This is a genomic window from Gryllotalpicola koreensis, from assembly GCF_039538185.1.
GTDB lineage: Bacteria > Actinomycetota > Actinomycetes > Actinomycetales > Microbacteriaceae > Gryllotalpicola > Gryllotalpicola koreensis.
In genome coordinates, this window is the sequence record NZ_BAABBW010000002.1 from 578,825 (window position 1) to 596,059 (window position 17,235).

The 17,235-nt window shown below is 68.7% G+C and carries 17 protein-coding genes; 4 read left to right on the top strand and 13 right to left on the bottom strand.

The genetic code is table 11. The annotated features are described in order from the left end of the window. Positions 1-106 precede the first annotated feature (106 nt). The 5 genes from ABD708_RS07735 to ABD708_RS07755 form a co-directional block, all read right to left on the bottom strand. The gene (locus ABD708_RS07735; protein ID WP_344752968.1) at positions 107-526 is read right to left on the bottom strand and encodes a cytochrome c oxidase subunit 4; all 420 of its coding nucleotides are present in this window, start codon (positions 524-526) and stop codon (positions 107-109) included. Next, complete coding sequence (gene ctaD, locus ABD708_RS07740) at positions 516-2,219, bottom strand: aa3-type cytochrome oxidase subunit I (RefSeq protein WP_344752970.1); 1,704 nt, start codon at positions 2,217-2,219, stop codon at positions 516-518. Before ctaD ends, ABD708_RS07735 begins: the two co-directional genes overlap by 11 nt. A gap of 14 nt (positions 2,220-2,233) precedes the next feature. Continuing rightward, on the bottom strand, positions 2,234-3,142 hold the full coding sequence (gene ctaC, locus ABD708_RS07745; RefSeq protein ID WP_344752972.1) for an aa3-type cytochrome oxidase subunit II: 909 nt from the start codon (positions 3,140-3,142) through the stop codon (positions 2,234-2,236). A 162-nt stretch (positions 3,143-3,304) separates the two neighbouring features. Continuing rightward, positions 3,305-3,673, bottom strand: a complete 369-nt coding sequence (locus ABD708_RS07750; RefSeq protein ID WP_344752974.1) for a HesB/IscA family protein — start codon at positions 3,671-3,673, stop codon at positions 3,305-3,307. Positions 3,674-3,721: 48 nt separating this feature from the next. Continuing rightward, entirely contained in the window at positions 3,722-5,146 is a 1,425-nt protein-coding gene (locus ABD708_RS07755) for a dipeptidase (protein WP_344752976.1), read from the bottom strand. Positions 5,147-5,186: 40 nt separating this feature from the next. Here ABD708_RS07755 and ABD708_RS07760 point away from each other — a divergent pair, with 40 nt between their 5' ends. Together ABD708_RS07760 and ABD708_RS07765 are read left to right on the top strand one after the other, a co-directional pair. Then, on the top strand, positions 5,187-5,801 hold the full coding sequence (locus tag ABD708_RS07760; protein ID WP_344752978.1) for a DUF3043 domain-containing protein: 615 nt from the start codon (positions 5,187-5,189) through the stop codon (positions 5,799-5,801). 11 nt (positions 5,802-5,812) lie between these two features. Then, positions 5,813-6,694 carry an RNase H family protein gene (locus tag ABD708_RS07765; protein WP_344752980.1) on the top strand — a complete coding sequence of 294 codons (882 nt, stop codon included), beginning with the start codon at positions 5,813-5,815 and terminating at the stop codon, positions 6,692-6,694. 9 nt (positions 6,695-6,703) lie between these two features. On the opposite strand, the gene ABD708_RS07770 is transcribed toward ABD708_RS07765, so the two are convergent. After that, on the bottom strand, positions 6,704-7,345 hold the full coding sequence (locus tag ABD708_RS07770; protein ID WP_344752982.1) for a VOC family protein: 642 nt from the start codon (positions 7,343-7,345) through the stop codon (positions 6,704-6,706). 97 nt (positions 7,346-7,442) lie between these two features. On the opposite strand from ABD708_RS07770, the gene ABD708_RS07775 reads away from it, so the two are divergent. Beyond that, positions 7,443-7,709, top strand: a complete 267-nt coding sequence (locus ABD708_RS07775; RefSeq protein WP_344752984.1) for a hypothetical protein — start codon at positions 7,443-7,445, stop codon at positions 7,707-7,709. After that, positions 7,706-8,278, top strand: coding sequence for a hypothetical protein (locus ABD708_RS07780; protein ID WP_344752986.1), 573 nt, complete (start codon positions 7,706-7,708; stop codon positions 8,276-8,278). The genes ABD708_RS07775 and ABD708_RS07780 overlap by 4 nt, the downstream gene beginning before the upstream one ends. Before the next feature lie 99 nt (positions 8,279-8,377). Here the strand turns inward: ABD708_RS07780 and ABD708_RS07785 are convergent, their stop codons facing one another. The 7 genes from ABD708_RS07785 to ABD708_RS07815 form a co-directional block, all read right to left on the bottom strand. Then, the gene (locus tag ABD708_RS07785) at positions 8,378-9,415 is read right to left on the bottom strand and encodes a quinone-dependent dihydroorotate dehydrogenase (RefSeq protein ID WP_344752988.1); all 1,038 of its coding nucleotides are present in this window, start codon (positions 9,413-9,415) and stop codon (positions 8,378-8,380) included. A 21-nt stretch (positions 9,416-9,436) separates the two neighbouring features. Further along, on the bottom strand, positions 9,437-9,901 hold the full coding sequence (gene nrdR, locus ABD708_RS07790; protein ID WP_344752991.1) for a transcriptional regulator NrdR: 465 nt from the start codon (positions 9,899-9,901) through the stop codon (positions 9,437-9,439). Positions 9,902-9,910: 9 nt separating this feature from the next. After that, positions 9,911-11,215 carry a histidinol dehydrogenase gene (gene hisD, locus ABD708_RS07795; RefSeq protein ID WP_344752994.1) on the bottom strand — a complete coding sequence of 435 codons (1,305 nt, stop codon included), beginning with the start codon at positions 11,213-11,215 and terminating at the stop codon, positions 9,911-9,913. 123 nt (positions 11,216-11,338) lie between these two features. Beyond that, positions 11,339-14,872 (bottom strand): DNA polymerase III subunit alpha, encoded by a 3,534-nt coding sequence (gene dnaE, locus ABD708_RS07800; protein ID WP_344752997.1) that lies wholly within the window; start codon positions 14,870-14,872, stop codon positions 11,339-11,341. A gap of 192 nt (positions 14,873-15,064) precedes the next feature. Next, the gene (locus ABD708_RS07805) at positions 15,065-15,982 is read right to left on the bottom strand and encodes an RluA family pseudouridine synthase (RefSeq protein ID WP_344752998.1); all 918 of its coding nucleotides are present in this window, start codon (positions 15,980-15,982) and stop codon (positions 15,065-15,067) included. Next, positions 15,969-16,553, bottom strand: coding sequence for a signal peptidase II (gene lspA, locus ABD708_RS07810; RefSeq protein WP_344753000.1), 585 nt, complete (start codon positions 16,551-16,553; stop codon positions 15,969-15,971). Before lspA ends, ABD708_RS07805 begins: the two co-directional genes overlap by 14 nt. Continuing rightward, the gene (locus ABD708_RS07815) at positions 16,543-17,226 is read right to left on the bottom strand and encodes a DivIVA domain-containing protein (protein ID WP_344753003.1); all 684 of its coding nucleotides are present in this window, start codon (positions 17,224-17,226) and stop codon (positions 16,543-16,545) included. The genes lspA and ABD708_RS07815 overlap by 11 nt, the downstream gene beginning before the upstream one ends. Positions 17,227-17,235 lie beyond the last annotated feature (9 nt).

The window sequence follows — 17,235 nt, forward strand, 5'->3', positions numbered from 1 at the left end:
GTCTGAAAGCGGGACTTTGTGACGACCGGGCGATGGACGGACGGGTAGACGCGGGCACGCGGAAGCGCCCCTCCGCTTCGGCGGAGGGGCGCTTGCGCAGCCGGAGCTAGCGGGCGAAGTGGCCGCGGTAGTACTCGAAGACCCAGCCGGCCAGGGCGACAAGCAGGATCGGCACTCCGATGAACGACACCCACACGCCGACGGCGAGGCCGAGAGCGATGACCGCGATAGCCGCTCCCAGCACGAAGGGCCACCAGCTCCAGGGGCTGAAGTGGCCGATCTCGGGGTCGGCGTCGTCGATGTTCGCATCGAGCCGGTCCTCGGGCAGCGGGCCGCCGAAACCCTTGGCCGTGCGGCCCAGGAAGAACGCCAGGAACACGCCGAGGATCGCGGACAGCGTGAGCGCCACGGTGCCGACGAACTCGATGTGGCCGTCGTAGTAGATCCAGGACCAGACCGAGTAGGTCACGGCCATCAGGGCGAAGAAGATCGCCAGGATCCAGAAGATGATCGAGTTAGAGCGCATTCGGGTTGCTCACCTTCTCGCCGACGGTGGCGTTGCCTGCAGGGTCGATGATGCCGGAGACCTCGGGGTGATTGAGGTCGAAGGCCGGCGACTCCGAGCGGATGCGCGGGATCGAGGTGAAGTTGTGCCGCGGCGGCGGGCAGCTGGTCGCCCACTCGAGCGAGCGGCCGTAGCCCCACGGGTCGTTCACGGTCACGCGCGGCGCGTTGCGGGCGGTGACGTACACGTTCAGCAGGAACGGGATCATCGAGACCGCGATGGTCATGGCGCCGATCGTCGACAGCTGGTTCATCCAGGTGAAGCCGTCGGATGCCGCATAGGTGTAGTAGCGGCGGGGCATGCCCACGACGCCGAGCCAGTGCTGGATCAGGAACGTCGTATGGAAGCCGATGAACAGCAGCCAGAAGTGCCAGACGGCGAGCTTCTCGTTGAGCATCTTGCCGGTCCACTTCGGCCACCAGAAGTAGAAGCCGGCGAACATCGCGAACACGACGGTTCCGAACACCACGTAGTGGAAGTGGGCGACGACGAAGTAGCTGTCCGAGACGTGGAAGTCGAGCGGCGGCGACGCCAGGATGACACCGGTCAGACCGCCGAAGGTGAAGGTCACCAGGAAGCCGATCGAGAACAGCATCGGCGACTCGAAGGTCAGCGACCCGCGCCACATGGTGCCGATCCAGTTGAAGATCTTCACGCCGGTCGGGACCGCGATGAGCATCGTCATCAGCGAGAAGAACGGCAGCAGCACCGCACCGGTGACGTACATGTGGTGCGCCCACACCGAGACCGACAGCGCCGCGATGGAGATCGTCGCATAGATGAGGGTCTTGTAGCCGAAGATCGGTTTTCGGCTGAAGACCGGGAAGATCTCGGAGACGATGCCGAAGAACGGCAGCGCGATGATGTACACCTCCGGATGGCCGAAGAACCAGAACAGGTGTTGCCAGAGCAACGCCCCGCCGTTTGCAGCATCGAAGATATGCGCCCCGAAGACACGGTCGGCGCCGGCGCCGAAGATCGCGGCGGCGAGCACGGGGAACGCGAGGAGCACGAGGATCGAGGTGACCAGCGTGTTCCAGGTGAAGATCGGCAGGCGGAACATCGTCATGCCGGGTGCGCGCAGCGTGATGATCGTCGTGATGAAGTTCACCGCGCCGAGGATCGTGCCGAAGCCGGAGATGCCGAGGCCGAAGAACCACAGATTGCCGCCGTCGCCCGGCGAGAACGTCTCGCTCGCGAGCGGCTGGTAGGCGAACCAGCCGAAGCTGGCCGCACCCTGCGGGGTGAGGAAGCCCAGAACCGCTATCAGCGAGCCGAAGTTGTAGAGCCAGTACGCGAGCGCGTTGAGACGCGGGAACGCCACGTCGGGGGCGCCGATCTGCAGCGGCATGAGCGCGTTGGCGAAGCCGGCGAACAGCGGCGTCGCGAACATCAGCAGCATGATCGTGCCATGCATCGTGAACAGCTGGTTGTACTGCTCAGCAGTGGGGACGACGTCGAGCCCCGGCGCGAACAGCTGCGCGCGGATGATGAGGGCCATCACGCCGCCGATGCAGAAGTAGACGAACGACGTGATCAGGTACATGTACGCGATCGTCTTGTGGTCGGTGGACGTGATCCAGTTGACGAGGATGTTGCCCTTACGGTCGAACGTGTTCTTCGAGTAGGGCAGCGCGGCGGTTGTTGAAGTCATGATCCTTGTTCGCCTCAGTCCGTGCCGTTGTTCGTGAAGCCGGAGTCCGTGCCGTTGCCTGGCAGGTTCTGGTTGCGGTTCTCGTCGTCGCCGAGCGAGCCCGTGAAGCCCTGAGCCTTGAGCTCGGCGATGTGCGCCTTGTAGTCAGCCTGCGAGACCACCTTCACGCGGAACAGCATCGCCGAGTGGTACTCGCCGCAGAGCTCGGCGCAGTCGCCCTTGTACGTGCCGATGCGCGTCGGCGTGACATACATGTGGTTGACGTGGCCCGGGATGACGTCCTTCTTGTAGAGGAACGCCGGGACCCAGAAGGAGTGGATGACGTCGCGCGACTTGAGCGTGATGTCGATCTTCTCGTTCACGGGCAGGTACAGGGTCGGCAGCTCGTCTTCAACGACGTTGCCGTGCGTCGGGCCCTGCGCGGCGTTCGAGGCCGGCTGGGCCTGGATGCCGGGGTCGTAGACGTTGTCGCTGGTGTAGTCCCAGTCCCACGCCCACTGCTTGCCGTAGACGGTGACCTTGAGGTCGGGGTGCGCGTACGGCTTCTCGATCGCGTCCTGGTCCTTCGCGGTGAAGGCGAAGAAGCCGATGATCAGGATAAACGGGACGATCGTGTAGAAGATCTCGATCGGCATGTTGTAGCGCAACTGCACCGGAAGGCCGGTCTGCCCCTTGCGGCGGCGGTAGACCACGACCGCCCAGATGATCAGGCCCCACACGATGATGCCGACGACGAGCAGCACGATCCAGCTGGTCACCCAGAGACCGGCGACGCGGCTCGTCATCGTCGTGACGTCCTGCTCGCCCTTCACGAAGCCGGGCAGGTAGCCGTGCAGCTGGTCTTGCGAACAGCCGGCGAGTACCAAAGCGAGCGATGCTGCGATCGGGATCGCGGCCCATCGGAGACGACGAGTGTGACGCACCGGTGACCTTTCGTGTGGAACGTTGGGGGACCTTCGCTTAGCCTAGCGCGCTCCCGAAGCGCCGCTGATGTGGTACGGGGCCCGTGGCGCCGGCTTAAACGAGTTCAGACCGCCCCGAAAGGCGGTCTGAATCGGAAAACTTTGTTGCAGCTAGCAGCGCAATCAGTGGAAGCTGTCGCCGCACGCGCAGGAGCCCTGCGCGTTGGGGTTGTCGATCGTGAAGCCCTGCTTCTGGATGGTGTCCTCGAAGTCGATGGTCGCGCCGTCGAGGTACGGCTGGCTCATCTTGTCGACGATCACCTCGACGCCCTCGCCGAACTCGACGACCCCGTCGCCGTCGAGCATGCGCTCGTCGAAGTACAGCTGGTAGATGAGGCCGGAGCAGCCGCCCGGCTGCACGGCGAGACGCAGGCGCAGGTCATCGCGGCCCTCCTGCACGAGCAGGCTCTTCACCTTGTCTGCTGCCGCGTCGCTGAGGAGGACGCCGTGCGCCCTCTCATCGATCTGGGGTGCCACTGCGGTGTCGGTCATGCCGAACTCCTTCCGGATAAGTCTGAGGTCAGTGTAAGCAGGGATGCGTCAAGAACGCTGGTTCAATCGCGCGAGCAGCAGCGCCTCGGTGAGGATCGCCCGCTTGAACACGCCGAGGTGCAGCGACTCGTTGGGGCTGTGCGCCCTCGTGTCGGGGTCCTCGACGCCTGTCACCAGGATCTGGGCGTCGGGGAACACCCGCACGAGGTCGGCGATGAACGGGATCGAGCCGCCGATGCCCGCCTCGACGGGCGGCGTGCCCCAGGCATCCGTCATCGCCTGCTTCGCGGCCTGCGCCGCCCAGCCGTTCGCGTCGACGAGGAACGGGTCGCCGCCCTCGAAGTCGTGGAAGTCGAGTCGCGCTCCGAAGGGCGCATGGGCCGTGAGGTGCGCGAGCAGGGCATCGCGCGCGTCGTCGGAGGTCTGCCCGGGCGCCACCCGCATGCTGATACGCACCGTCACCGAGGGAACGAGCGTGTTCGAGGCGTTCGCGATCGACGGCGCGTCGATGCCCGTCACGGTGATCGAGGGCTGGAACCACAGGCGGCTGAGCACGCTGCCGGTGCCGATCGCGCGCACGCCGTCGACGAAGGCGGCGGATGCCGCGAGCTCGGCCTCGTCGAACGGGGGCGTCTCGGCGTCGTGGCTCGTGAGCCCGGCGACGGCGACCGAGCCGTTCTCGTCCCACAGGGTCGAGAGCAGTTTGATGGTCGCGAGCATCGCGTCGGGCGCGGCGCCGCCCCACATGCCGGAGTGCGAGGCATGACCGAGCGTCGAGACGGTGAGGTTGAAGGCGCACGCGCCGCGCAGGGCGACGGTGAGGTTCGGGGTCTCGGTGTCCCAGTTGTCGCTGTCGGCGACGACGATCGCGTCGGCGGCGAGGGCCTCGCGGTTGTCCTCGAGGAAGTTCACGAAGGAGTGCGAGCCGTGCTCCTCCTCCCCCTCGATGAACACGGCGAGGCCGAGCTCGAGCTCGTCAGCCGGCACCGTCTCGGCGAGAGCGCGGATCGCGGCAACATGCGAGACGACGCCCGCCTTGTCGTCGGCGGCGCCGCGGCCGTAGAGCCGGTCGCCGACGACGGTCGGCTCGAAGGGCTTGGTCTGCCAGCTCGCCTCGTCGCCGGGCGGCTGCACATCGTGGTGGGCGTAGAGCAGCACGGTCGGGCGGCCGTTCTTGGCGGCGCGCGTCGCGAGCACCGCGGGGTGGCCGAGCTCGCCGTCGGGGAAGCCGGCCTTCTGCGCCTGCTTCACCTCGACCCGGTCGAAAACGCCCGTGTCGCGCAGCAGGCCGGCCACGGCATCCGCGCTCTCGGCCACGTGCGCCGGATCGAACGCCGGCCACGACACGGAGGGGATGCGCACGAGTCTGCCGAGATCGGTGATCGCCGCGGGCAGACCCCCCACCACGGCCCCGGCGATGGACTGGTCCAGGGTCTGCTCTGTGGTCGAGGCTGAGGGGTCGGCATCCGTCATGCGGCTAAGCTTAATCAGATAGGAAAGCCCGAGGTCCGCCGTGTTCAACCGCTCCAAATCTGAAGCCCCGACCAGCACCGACAGCGCCGCCGCGAACGAGGCCGCACGCCTGCAGGCCGAGGAGATCGCGTCAGGAAAAGGCCGCGCGACGCCCAGCCGGAAGGAGCGCGAGGCCGCCAACCGCCGCCCGCTCGTCCCCGCCGATCGCAAGGCCGCGCGGGTCGCCGACCGCGACCGCGCCCGCGTCGAGCGTGAGCGCCAGCAGGCGGGTCTCGCCGCCGGCGACGAGCGCTACCTGCCGGTACGCGACAAGGGCCCGCAGAAGAAGTTCGCGCGCGACTTCGTCGACGCCCGCTGGAGTGTCGGCGAGTTCCTCGTGCCGATCGTGGTCGCCCTCCTGCTCGTCACCTTCCTGCCCTTCCCCTCCGACATCAAGAACACCGTCTCCTCGTACGTGCTGATCGTCGTGTGGGGCTTCTTCCTGCTCACGGTCGTCGACTGCCTCGTCATGGGTGGCCTGCTCGTCAGGCGCCTGCGCGAGAAGTACGGCACCGCCGAGCGCGGCGTGCGCTGGTACGCCTCGATGCGCGCGATCCAGTTGCGCCCGCTGCGCATGCCCAAGCCGCAGATCAAGCGCGGCCAGACCCCGTCTTGAGCGGCGGGCGCATGCCGATCGTCGCCGCCGCTGACGGCTCGGCCCTCGGCAATCCCGGCCCCGCAGGCTGGGCGTGGTACGTCAACGACGGCTGCTGGGCCGCAGGCGGGTGGCCGCACGGCACCAACAACATGGGCGAGCTCATGGCCGTCATCGACCTGCTCGAGCAGACGGCGGCAGCCGGGCTCTCGGGCGAGCCGCTCAAGGTGCTGTGCGACAGCCAGTACGTCATCAACACCGTCACCAAGTGGATCCCCGGCTGGAAGCGCAAGGGCTGGCGGAAGGCCGACGGTTCGCCGGTCATGAACCTCGAGCTCGTGCAGCGCCTGGATGCGCTCGTCGCCGGGCGCGAGGTCGCCTTCGAGTGGGTGAAGGGGCACGCGGGTCACGAGCTGAACGAGGCGGCTGACGTTCGCGCGCGCGCCGTCGCCACTGCCTACCAGCGTGGCAGCGCGTCGATTCCGTCAGGGCCGGGGTGGAGCAGGGGCACGGATGCCTCGGCCGGGGCATCCCCTGCAGCTGAGCCCGCGCTGTTCGAGCCCGAGCCCGAGCGCCCTGAGGACGCGGTGGTGCGGCTCGAGAAGTCGCTGCTCACCGCCGAGGTGCGCGGCGACCCCTCGCGGCTCGCCGAGCTGCTGCACCCCGACTTCGAGGAGATCGGCGCGTCGGGGCGGCTGTGGGATCGCGACACCACGATCCAGGCGCTGGCATCGGCGCCGGCTCAGACGGCCGAGCTCTCGGCCGTGCTGGGCGTCTCACAGGTGGCATCCGATGCCCTGCTCGTCGTCTTCGAGACGTCGGGGCCTCGCGGCCTCGCGCGCCGCTCGTCGCTGTGGGTGAAGACCTCCTCCGGCTGGAAGCTCCGCTTCCATCAGGGGACCCCGGCGGCCTGAGCACTGCCCTCAGAACCTGAGCACGCGGCCGCCGGCGAGGCCCACCTTCACGCGGCCGGGCGCCGCCAGCCGGGTCTGCGTCGGGAACCACGCGCGGCCGGGTGACACCAGGATGATCAGCCCGCGCACATCGCCGACCGGTGCGAAGGCCTCCCCCGGCGGGTTCGCGTAGGGCTCGATGCCCGTCGCCGCGAGCTTCGCCGCGGTGTCGAGCACGTCCGGCACCGCGACGCCCACCTCGCTGACACAGAGCAGCTGCTCGGGGCCGAACCCGGCAGCCGCGTCGGCCGCGTTGTCGAGGTCGCGGCGCTCGATCAGCTCGAGGATCGAGCCGTCGGGCCCCTCGAAGTACAACGACATCGAGTTCCAGCTCGGCGGACCTTCGAACTCGTCGACTCCCCCGAGGCCGAGCAAGCTCACACGGCTCTCGAGCCAGCGGCGGGCCGCGGCGAACGAGCCCGTCGGAATCGTGAAGGCGAGGTGCTGACAGCCCTCTTCGTCGGCGTCCTGCTGGAACACCAGAACGCTCGCGCCGACGGCGACCGTGACCTCCCCCGGTTCGCGCGCCACGTGCAGTCCGAGCACCCGCTCGTAGAAGTCGGCCGTCTCGTCGAGCGCGCGGGTCGCGAGGACGGCGTGTGTGATCTCCATTGATCCCTCCCCCGATGTTCCTAGTTCACACCATGCCAGCCCGAATTCGCGTCAATGTTTCATTGACACATTTTGCTGTCAACGATACGTTGACGCTATGACCTCCTCACGCGCTACTCGCCTCGCTGCGACGCTGCCTCTCGTGACGATCCCGACGATGACAACCGTGCTGGTCCAGCAGTTCGGTGCGGTGCCCGACTTCGTGCGCGGGCTCGTCACCGGGGCATCCCTCGCGCTTCTGCTCGGCTTCTGCCTCTACGCAGGCACGGTCCTCGGGGTCTCGCGGCACACCGCCGATGCCCGCAGGCTTGACGACCTCGACCCGCTCGGCGACCTGCCGCGCGAGCAGGACGGCCGGCGATGAGCGCACCGGAGAGGGTGACGGAGGCCGAGGCCGAGGCCATCCGCGACGCGGTCGCCGGCGCCGTGCTGAGCACACCGACCCGTCTCAGCGAGCGACTGGACTCCGATCCGGTCGCGGCGCTGACGCTGGTGGACTCGGCGCGTGTCGCCGCGGAGGAGGCGAGCAGACTGCTGCGCGAGTCGATCGCCGGCGCCCGGACGGCCGGCCACAGCTGGGACAGCATCGGCCGGGTGCTCGGCGTCAGCAAGCAGGCCGCACAGCAGCGCTTCGGCTCCGCGGCCGCGCCGCAGTCCGCCGGCTCACGTCGCGTGCTCTCCCCCGTGACTGCGTTCGACGAGATGGCCGAGCTGGCCGAAGCCGGCCGCCACGGCTGGCACTCCGTCGACTACGGCACGCTGCACCATGTGCTCGAGAAGTCGGACGAGCAGTGGGAGCACCGCCGCGTCGTCTGGGGCACAGCGACGCGAGCCGCGCTCGAGGCCGAGGGCTGGCAGCTGATTCGGGGGAACACGTTCCCGTGGGGCTACTGGGCACGCCCGACCGGGGCTCCCGCGGAGCCCGAGGACTGAGGCGACTGCGCCCGTTGGGCGCGGAGGCGCGCCCGAACGGCACGACTGTGGCCACTGCGGCGGGCGCAGAAGCGCCATTCGGGCACAGTTGCCGCGCGCCTACTTCTTCAGCAGGCGGTCCAGGCCGCGGTTGATGGAGCGCACCCACAGCGGGCCCGCATAGATGAACTCGCTGTAGCCCTGTACCAGGGTCGCCCCCGCGGCGAGGCGCTCGGCGACGTCGGCAGCGGTGCGCACTCCCCCGACGGAGATGACGCAGAACGCCGCGGGAACGTGCTGCCGAATCAGCCTCAGCACCTCGAGCGAGCGCGGCGCGAGCGGCGCGCCGGAGAGGCCGCCCGCTCCCAGAGCGGCGACGGCCGCGGCATCCGTCGTCAGTCCCAAGCCCTCGCGCGCGATCGTCGTGTTGGTCGCGATGATGCCGTCGAGCCCGAGCTCGACCGCCAATTCCGCAATGCGGACGACCTCGTCGTCGCTGAGATCCGGCGCGATCTTGACCAGCACGGGCGTGCCCGCCGAGTGGCGCTTGACGGTCTCGAGCAGCGGCGCGAGCTTGTCGATCTCCTGCAGGCCGCGCAGCCCGGGCGTGTTGGGCGACGAGACGTTGACGGCCAGGTAGTCGGCGACGGGCGCGAGCACTGAGGCGGACTCGCGGTAGTCGGGCAGCGCGTCGTCGACGTCGACGACACGGCTCTTGCCGATGTTCACGCCGAGCACGGGCCGGGGCCGCAGCCGCTCGAGATGGCGCAGGCGCTGCGCGGCGACCGCGGCGCCCTGGTTGTTGAAGCCCATGCGGTTGATGAGCGCGCGATCGGCGATCAGCCGGAACAGGCGGGGCTTGGGATTCCCCGGCTGGGCGATCGCCGTCAGGGTGCCCACCTCGACGTGGCCGAAGCCGAGGCCGCCGAGGCCCATGACGATCTTGCCGTCCTTGTCGAAGCCCGCAGCGAGCCCGAACGGCGTCTCGAAGGTGCGGCCGAGGGTGTGCACCGTGAGGTCGGTGCGGGGGCGGGTGAAGTCGTGCACCAGCCGCGACAGCCCGAGCGCCTGGATCACCTGGATGAAGACGTACGCGAGGTGGTGGGCCCGTTCCGGGTCCATGCGCGTGAAGACGAGTTTGAAGATGATCCGGTACATGCCGGGTTCAGAATATCGGGGCTAATCGGATGCCGCGGGCGCGTGGTCGCGGCGCAGCTGCCCGATCGCCGACTCGAAGTCGTCGAGCGACTCGAACGCCTGGTAGACACTCGCGAAGCGCAGGAACGCCACCTCGTCGAGCTCGCGCAGCTCGGGCAGCACGGCGACGCCGATCTCGTTGGCGTCGATCTGCGAGGCGCCCGTCGCGCGGATGGTCTCCTCGACCTTCTGCGCCAGGATCGCGAGATCGGTGTCGGTCACCGGCCGACCCTGGCACGCCTTGCGCACCCCGGCGATGACCTTCTCGCGGCTGAACGGCTCGACGACGCCCGAGCGCTTGATCACGTTGAGGCTCGCGGTCTCGATCGTCGAGAAGCGACGGCCGCACTCCGGGCACTGCCGACGCCTCCTGATCGACAGCCCGTCATCAGTGGTGCGCGAATCGATCACGCGGGAGTCGGGGTGGCGGCAGAACGGGCAGAACATGCAGAAACCCTAACCGGAGAAGCGCACAGCGACCGCCTCGCCGTGCGCGGGAAGGCTCTCAGCCTCGGCGAGGGCGACGATGCGATCACGAACGGATGCCAGTGCGCCACGGTCGTAGTCGATGACCTGCTGCGGGCGCAGGAACGAATACGCCCCGAGCGCCGAGGAGAAATGCGCGGCGCCGCCGGTCGGCAAGACGTGGTTCGAACCGGCCATGTAGTCGCCGAGGCTCACCGGCGAGTAATTACCGAGGAAGATCGCGCCGGCATCCGTGATGTTCTCGAGGGTCGCGTGCGGGTCGACCGTGTGCAGCTCGAGGTGCTCGGGGCCGTAGGCGTTGCTGACCGCGGCCGCCACGGCCTCGTCGTCGACCAGCATGATCGCCGACTGCGGGCCGGCGAGCGCCGCGGCGGCCCGTTCCGAGTTCGCAGTCGCGGCGAGCAGCTTCTCGAGCGCCTCGGAGGTGGCATCCGCCAGCTCCGGCGAATCGGTGATGAGCACGCTCGCCGCCGCTGCATCGTGCTCGGCCTGGCTCAGCAGGTCGGCGGCCACCAGCACGGGGTTGGCCGTGCGGTCGGCGATGATCAGGATCTCGGTGGTCCCGGCCTCTGCGTCGATCCCGACGACGCCCCGCACCAGGCGCTTCGCCGCGGTGACATAGATGTTGCCGGGGCCGGTGATCATCTGCACCGGGTCCAGGCCGACGTCGGGCACCCCGTAGGCCAGCGCACCGATGGCTCCGGCACCGCCCATGGCCCAGACCTCATCGACGCCGAGCAGCCCGGCCGCGGCGAGGATCGTGGGGTGCGGCAGGCCGCCGAACTCCTTCTGCGCGGGACTCGCGAGGGCGAGCGACGGCACGCCGGCGACCTGGGCGGGAACGACGTTCATGACGACGCTCGACGCGAGCGCCGCGTTGCCGCCCGGAACGTACAGGCCGGCCCGCGTGACCGGCTGCCAGCGCTGGGCGACGACCGCCCCATCGGCGAGCGTGGTGGTCTGCGGCGCAGGCACCTGCGCCGCGCTGCCCTTCCGGACGCGCACGATCGCCTCGTCGAGCGCAGCGCGCACCCGCGGGTCGAGACCGTCGACCGCGGTCTGGATCGCCTCAGCCGGCACGCGCAGGGATTCGGGGCGGATGCCGTCGAAGCGCTCGCTCTGATCGAGGAGCGCGCTCGACCCGTGCTCGCGCACGGCCGCGATCAGCTCGCCGGCGGCCTGCGACGCCACCTCGATGTTGACGACGGGCCGGGGCACCAGGGTGCGGAGGTCGGCCGTCGCCAGGTCGATTCCGCGCAGGTCGATCGTGCGCATAGGGCACCTAGCCTACCGGCGCAGGAAGCGCGCGACGCTCTACGAGGCGGCGACTTGCTCGCCGCCGAACGCAGGGACTCGCAAAGCCGACCGCGGCGCGCCGCAGGAGCGGCGGCGCGCAAATCAAACCAGGCAGGCCGGCCCGAGCAGGCCCTTCAGCTCGCCGAAGAGGTCGGGGGTGACCGACACCTGATAGGGCAGCTCGAAGACGCGCGCCACTCCCCCGCGGGTGAGCCTGAGGCGCACCTCGTTCGGGCCGGCATGCCTGATCAGCATGTCGCCGAGCTCGGTGACCACGTCGACCGTCGCGCGCTGCTCGGGCATCGTCAGCACGAGAGGCCCCGAGACGCCGCTCGCCTGCTCGAACTGCAGCGTCACGAGGTTGTACGCGTGCAGGTTCATGCCGTCGTCGCGCATCGAGACGCGGCCGCGCACGCTCACGATCGAGTCGGCCACGAGCGCCGGCGCGAACTCCTGATACGCCTTGCCCATGAACATGACCTGGATCTCGCCGCCGAAGTCCTCGACGCTGATGATCCCGTACTGATTGCCCGACTGCTTCGCGACACGGTGCTGCACCCCGGTCACGAGGCCGGCGATCGTCACCTGGTCGCCGTCCTGCGTGGCATCCGACCCGGTCAGATCGGCGATCGAGGTGGAGGCCTGCTTCGCGAGATCCAGCTCGAGCCCGGCCAGCGGGTGATCGGAGACGTAGAGGCCGAGCATCTCGCGCTCGAAGGCGAGCTTGTCGCGCTTGCTCCACTCGGGGCGGTCGGGCACGACCGAGATCGGGCCGGTGCCGCTGTCGCTCGCGGCGTCGGCCATCAGCATGTCGAAGTCGAAACCCGCCTGCCCGGTCGCCTCGACGCGCTTCTCGTTGACGACCGACTCGACCGCGCCCTCGTGGATCTCGAGCAGGGCGCGCCGCGATGCCCCGAAGGAGTCGAAGGCACCCGCCTTGATCAGCGACTCGACCGTGCGCTTGTTCGCGACGTGCAGCGGCACCTTCTTGAGGAAGTCGTGGAAGGACTCGAAGCGGCCCTTCTCGCTGCGCGCCGCGACGATGCCGTCGACGACGTTCATGCCGACATTGCGCACGGCGCCGAGGCCGAAGCGGATGTCGGCGCCGACGGCAGCGAAGAATCCGATCGACTCGTTGACATCGGGCGGCAGCACCTTGATGCCCATGCGGCGGCACTCGTTGAGGTAGACCGCCATCTTGTCCTTCGAGTCGCCGACGCTCGTCAGCAGCGCGGCCATGTACTCGGCGGGGTAGTGCGCCTTGAGGTACGCCGTCCAGTACGAGACCACGCCGTAGGCCGCCGAGTGCGCCTTGTTGAAGGCGTAGTCGGAGAACGGCAGCAGGATCTCCCACAGCTTGTCCATCGCGGCCTTCGAGTAGCCGCGCTCCTTCATGCCGGCGTAGAAGCCCTCCTGCTGCTTGTCCAGCTCGGACTTCTTCTTCTTGCCCATGGCGCGGCGCAGGATGTCTGCTTGGCCGAGCGAGAAGCCGGCCACCTTCTGCGCGATCGCCATGACCTGCTCCTGATAGATGATCAGGCCGTAGGTGGTGTCGAGGATGTCCTTGAGAGGTTCCTCGAGCTCGGGGTGGATCGGCGTGACCTCTTGCAGGCCGTTCTTGCGCAGCGCGTAGTTGATGTGCGAGTTCGCACCCATGGGACCCGGGCGGTACAGGGCGATGAGCGCCGAGATGTCCTCGAAGTTGTCGGGCTTCATCTGGCGCAGCAGCGCGCGCATCGGGCCGCCGTCGAGCTGGAAGACGCCGAGGGTGTCGCCCCGGGTGAGCAGGTCGTAGGCGGGGCGGTCATCGAGGGGCAGCGCCTCGAGGTCGAGCTCTGTGCCGGTGTTCGCCGTGATGTTGTCGAGGGCGTCGCTGATGATGGTGAGGTTGCGCAGCCCCAGGAAGTCCATCTTGATCAGACCGAGCGACTCGGCGGCCGGGTAGTCGAACTGGGTGACGATCTGCCCGTCCTGCTCGCGTTTCATGATCGGGATGACGTCGATGATCGGGTCGCTCGACATGATCACGCCCGCGGCGTGCACGCCCCACTGGCGCTTCAGCCCCTCGAGGCCGAGCGCGGTGTCGAAGACCGTCTTCGCCTCGGGATCGTTCTCGACGACGGCGCGGATCTCGACCGCTTCCTTGTAGCGGGGGCTGTTCTTGTCGAAGATCTGGGAGAGCGGGATGTCCTTGCCCATCACGGCGGGCGGCATCGCCTTGGTGAGCTTCTCGCCCATGGAGAAGGGGAAGCCGAGCACGCGGCCGGCGTCCTTCAGCGCCTGCTTCGCCTTGATCGTGCCGTAGGTGACGATCTGGGCGACGCGCTCTGCGCCGTACTTCTCCGTGACGTACTTCACCGCCTCGAGACGGCGGCGGTCGTCGAAGTCGACATCGAAGTCGGGCATCGAGACGCGGTCGGGGTTGAGGAAGCGCTCGAAGATCAGCCCGTGCTCGAGCGGGTCGAGGTCGGTGATGCGCATGGCGTAGGCGGCCATCGAGCCGGCGCCCGAGCCGCGGCCGGGACCCACACGGATGCCGTTGTTCTTCGACCAGTTGATGAAGTCGGCGACCACGAGGAAGTACCCAGGGAAGCCCATCTGGGTGATGATGCCGATCTCGTAGTCGGCCTGCTTCCGCACCTTGTCGGGGATGCCGTCGGGGTAGCGCTTCTCGAGGCCCGCGTTGACCTCTTTGACGAACCAGCTGTCCTCGGTCTCGCCCTCTGGGACGGGGAACTTCGGCATGTACTTGCCGGTCGACATCTCGAACTCGACGTTGCAGCGCTCGGCGATGGCGAGGGTGTTGTCGCACGCATCCGGGTGATCGCGGAACAGCTGGCGCATCTGCTCGGGCGTCTTGAGGTAGAACTCGTCGGCGTCGAACTTGAAGCGGTTCGGGTCGTTCAGGGTCGACCCCGACTGCACGCAGAGCAGGGCGGCGTGACTCGTGTGGTCCTCGGCGTGCGTGTAATGCAGGTCGTTCGTCGCGACGAGCGGCAGCCCGAGGTCTTTCGCGAGTTTGATCAGGTCGCCCATGATGCGGCGCTCGATGCCGAGGCCGTGGTCCATGATCTCGGCGAAGAAGTTCTCTTTGCCGAAGATGTCGCGGAACTCGGCGGCCGCCGCGACCGCCTCTTTGTACTGCCCGAGCCGCAGCCGCGTCTGCACCTCACCCGACGGGCAGCCGGTCGTCGCGATGATGCCCTTCGCATAGGTGTTCAGCAGCTCGCGGTCCATGCGGGGCTTGAAGTAGTAGCCCTCGATCGAGGCGAGCGACGACAGCCGGAAGAGGTTGTGCATGCCCTCCGTCGTCTCGGCGAACATCGTCATGTGCGTGTACGCGCCCGAGCCTGAGACATCGTCGCCGCCGCCGTCGCCCCAGCGCACGCGCGTCTTGTCGGTACGGTGCGTGCCCGGCGTCAGGTAGGCCTCTGTGCCGATGATCGGCTTGATGCCCTTGCCCGTCGCGGTCTTCCAGAAGTCGAAGGCGCCGAACATGTTGCCGTGGTCGGTGACCGCCACCGCGGGCATCCCCTGCTCGACCGCCGCGTCGACGAGCGGGCCGAGACGGGCGGCCCCGTCGAGCATCGAGTATTCGCTGTGCACGTGCAGGTGGACGAATGAATCGGATGCCATGCCATCGATTCTCACGCACACCGCCGACATGAACGGATGCCACACGCGAGGTCGCCGCGACACGCTTCAAGCTGCGGTCGAGGGTCTGGGCGGTGGTTGCCACGAGCACGAGTTCGAGTACGGAGTCGCCGCCGAAAAAACCGCAGGATAAGCGCGATTACCCCGTACTCGACGAGCTGGGCGCGACGCGGGCTACGCGGCGAGCACGTCCAGCGCGTGCTGCAGGTCCTCAGGATATGAGGTCGCGAACTCGACCCACTCCCCCGTGCCCGGGTGCTCGAAGCCGAGCCGCACGGCGTGCAGCCACTGCCGGGTGAGCCCGAGGCGCGCCGACAGCGTCGGGTCGGCGCCGTAGAGCGGGTCGCCGACGCACGGGTGCCGCTGCGCGGCCAGATGCACGCGGATCTGGTGCGTGCGGCCCGTCTCGAGGTGGATCTCGAGCAGGCTCGCCGCCGGGAACGCCTCGATCGTCTCGTAGTGCGTGACGGACGGCTTGCCGCCGCCGATCACCGCGAATTTCCAGTCGGACTTGGGATGCCTGCCGATCGGCGCGTCGATCGTGCCGGCCAGCGGGTCGGGGTGCCCCTGCACGACGGCGTGGTAGATCTTCTCGACCGTGCGGTCGTGGAACGCGCGCTTGAGCATCGTGTAGGCGTATTCGCTCTTCGCGACGACCATGAGCCCCGAGGTGCCGGCGTCGAGGCGGTGGACGACGCCCTGCCGCTCGGCCGCCCCCGAGGTCGAGATGCGGTAGCCCGCGGCCGCGAGGGCGCCGACCACGGTCGGGCCTTCCCACCCGACCGACGGGTGCGCGGCCACCCCCGCCGGCTTGTCGACGACGACCAGGTCGTCGTCATCGTGCACGATGCGCAGCTCGGGAACCGGGATCGCCTCGACGACGGGGCCGCGCCGCTCCTCCCACGACACCTCGAGCCACGAGCCCGCCGTCAGACGGTCGCTCTTGCCGACGACGCGGCCGTCGAGCAGCACGCCGCCCGCCTCGGCGACGTCGGCCGCGAAGGAACGGGAGAAGCCGAGCAGCCGCGCGACGCCGGCGTCGACCCGACTGCCCTCGAGCCCGTCGGGGACGGGATAGCTACGCGTCTCCATCGCGGTGCTCTTCCGAAGGGGCGTCGACGCCCGCGGCATCCGTCGCTGCGGCATCCGCCCGCACCGCCCTGCGCCCGTCCAGCCCGACGCCGAGCAGCGTCAAGACCAGGAACAGCGCCATCGCGGCGACGATCGCCGAGTCGGCGAGGTTGAAGATGGCCGGCAGCAGCGGGATCTTGATGAAGTCGATGACCTCGCCCTGGCCGAAGCCCGGAGGCCGGAAGAGCCGGTCGTAGAGGTTGCCGAGCAGCCCGCCGAGCAGCAGCCCGAACACCAGCGCCCACCAGACGGTGCGGATGCGTCGCGCATACCAGATCACGAACACGAAGACCGCGATCGCGATGATCGTGAAGATCCACGTCGAGCCGGTGCCGATCGAGAAGGCCGCGCCCGGGTTCCGGGTGAACAGGAAGACGAGCAGGTTCCCCAGGACGGGGACCTGCTCGCCTTCTGTGAGATGCGCGAGCACCAGTGCCTTGGCCACCTGGTCGACGACGAAGACGAAGACGGCTACGGCGGCGAGGACGACGATCGCGCGGACGCTGACCTTCGCGGAGGGGCTAGGCTCCAAAGCCCTGATAGCTCGGGGCGGAGTTCTGCACCACGGGGGCGGCACCGGTGTTCGCCGGGGCCGAGCTGCCCGAGGCATCGAGGTCGCGCAGCTGGCCCTCGATATAGCTCTTCAGCTTGGCGCGGTAGTCGCGCTCGAAGGTGCGCAGCTCGTCGATCTTGTTCTCGAGCGTGATGCGCTGCTTGTCGAGCACCGCGAGCTGCTCCTTCTGCTTCGACTCGGCCTCGGCGATGAGCCGTGCGGCGGTCGCGTGGCCGTCGGCGATGAGCTCGTCGCGCTTGGCCTTGCCCTCTGCGACGTGCTCCTCGTGCAGACGGCGGGCCAGCTGCAGCAGGTTGTTGGTGCTCTGCGTCTCGTCGACGGGCGACGGCGCGGCGACGGGCATCGCCGTCGTCGGAGCGCTCACCGCGGCGGGAACGGGCGCAGGGGCCGGCTCGGCGGCGGGCGCCGGGGCGGCGGCAGGGGCGGCAGAGGCTCCGCTGCGCTGCAGCTCGGCGACGCGCGAGTCGGCAGCGACCAGGCGCTGCTTCAGCTCGTCGTTCTCCTGGTTGAGGCGACGCAGCTCGACGACGACCTCGTCGAGGAAGTCATCGACCTCGTCCTGGTCGTAGCCCTCGCGGAACTTCGTCGGCTGGAACCGCTTGTTGACTACGTCTTCCGGAGTAAGCGCCATGGCTTTCCA

Excerpts from the sequence above, each read along its gene's own strand:
- ABD708_RS07735 (WP_344752968.1), bottom strand. The coding sequence starts at position 526 with ATGCGCTCTAACTCGATCATCTTCTGGATCCTGGCGATCTTCTTCGCC.
- ctaD (WP_344752970.1), bottom strand. The coding sequence starts at position 2,219 with ATGACTTCAACAACCGCCGCGCTGCCCTACTCGAAGAACACGTTCGAC.
- ABD708_RS07750 (WP_344752974.1), bottom strand. The coding sequence starts at position 3,673 with ATGACCGACACCGCAGTGGCACCCCAGATCGATGAGAGGGCGCACGGC.
- ABD708_RS07755 (WP_344752976.1), bottom strand. The coding sequence starts at position 5,146 with ATGACGGATGCCGACCCCTCAGCCTCGACCACAGAGCAGACCCTGGAC.
- ABD708_RS07765 (WP_344752980.1), top strand. The coding sequence starts at position 5,813 with ATGCCGATCGTCGCCGCCGCTGACGGCTCGGCCCTCGGCAATCCCGGC.
- ABD708_RS07770 (WP_344752982.1), bottom strand. The coding sequence starts at position 7,345 with ATGGAGATCACACACGCCGTCCTCGCGACCCGCGCGCTCGACGAGACG.
- ABD708_RS07775 (WP_344752984.1), top strand. The coding sequence starts at position 7,443 with ATGACCTCCTCACGCGCTACTCGCCTCGCTGCGACGCTGCCTCTCGTG.
- ABD708_RS07780 (WP_344752986.1), top strand. The coding sequence starts at position 7,706 with ATGAGCGCACCGGAGAGGGTGACGGAGGCCGAGGCCGAGGCCATCCGC.
- ABD708_RS07785 (WP_344752988.1), bottom strand. The coding sequence starts at position 9,415 with ATGTACCGGATCATCTTCAAACTCGTCTTCACGCGCATGGACCCGGAA.
- nrdR (WP_344752991.1), bottom strand. The coding sequence starts at position 9,901 with ATGTTCTGCCCGTTCTGCCGCCACCCCGACTCCCGCGTGATCGATTCG.
- hisD (WP_344752994.1), bottom strand. The coding sequence starts at position 11,215 with ATGCGCACGATCGACCTGCGCGGAATCGACCTGGCGACGGCCGACCTC.
- dnaE (WP_344752997.1), bottom strand. The coding sequence starts at position 14,872 with ATGGCATCCGATTCATTCGTCCACCTGCACGTGCACAGCGAATACTCG.
- ABD708_RS07805 (WP_344752998.1), bottom strand. The coding sequence starts at position 15,982 with ATGGAGACGCGTAGCTATCCCGTCCCCGACGGGCTCGAGGGCAGTCGG.
- ABD708_RS07815 (WP_344753003.1), bottom strand. The coding sequence starts at position 17,226 with ATGGCGCTTACTCCGGAAGACGTAGTCAACAAGCGGTTCCAGCCGACG.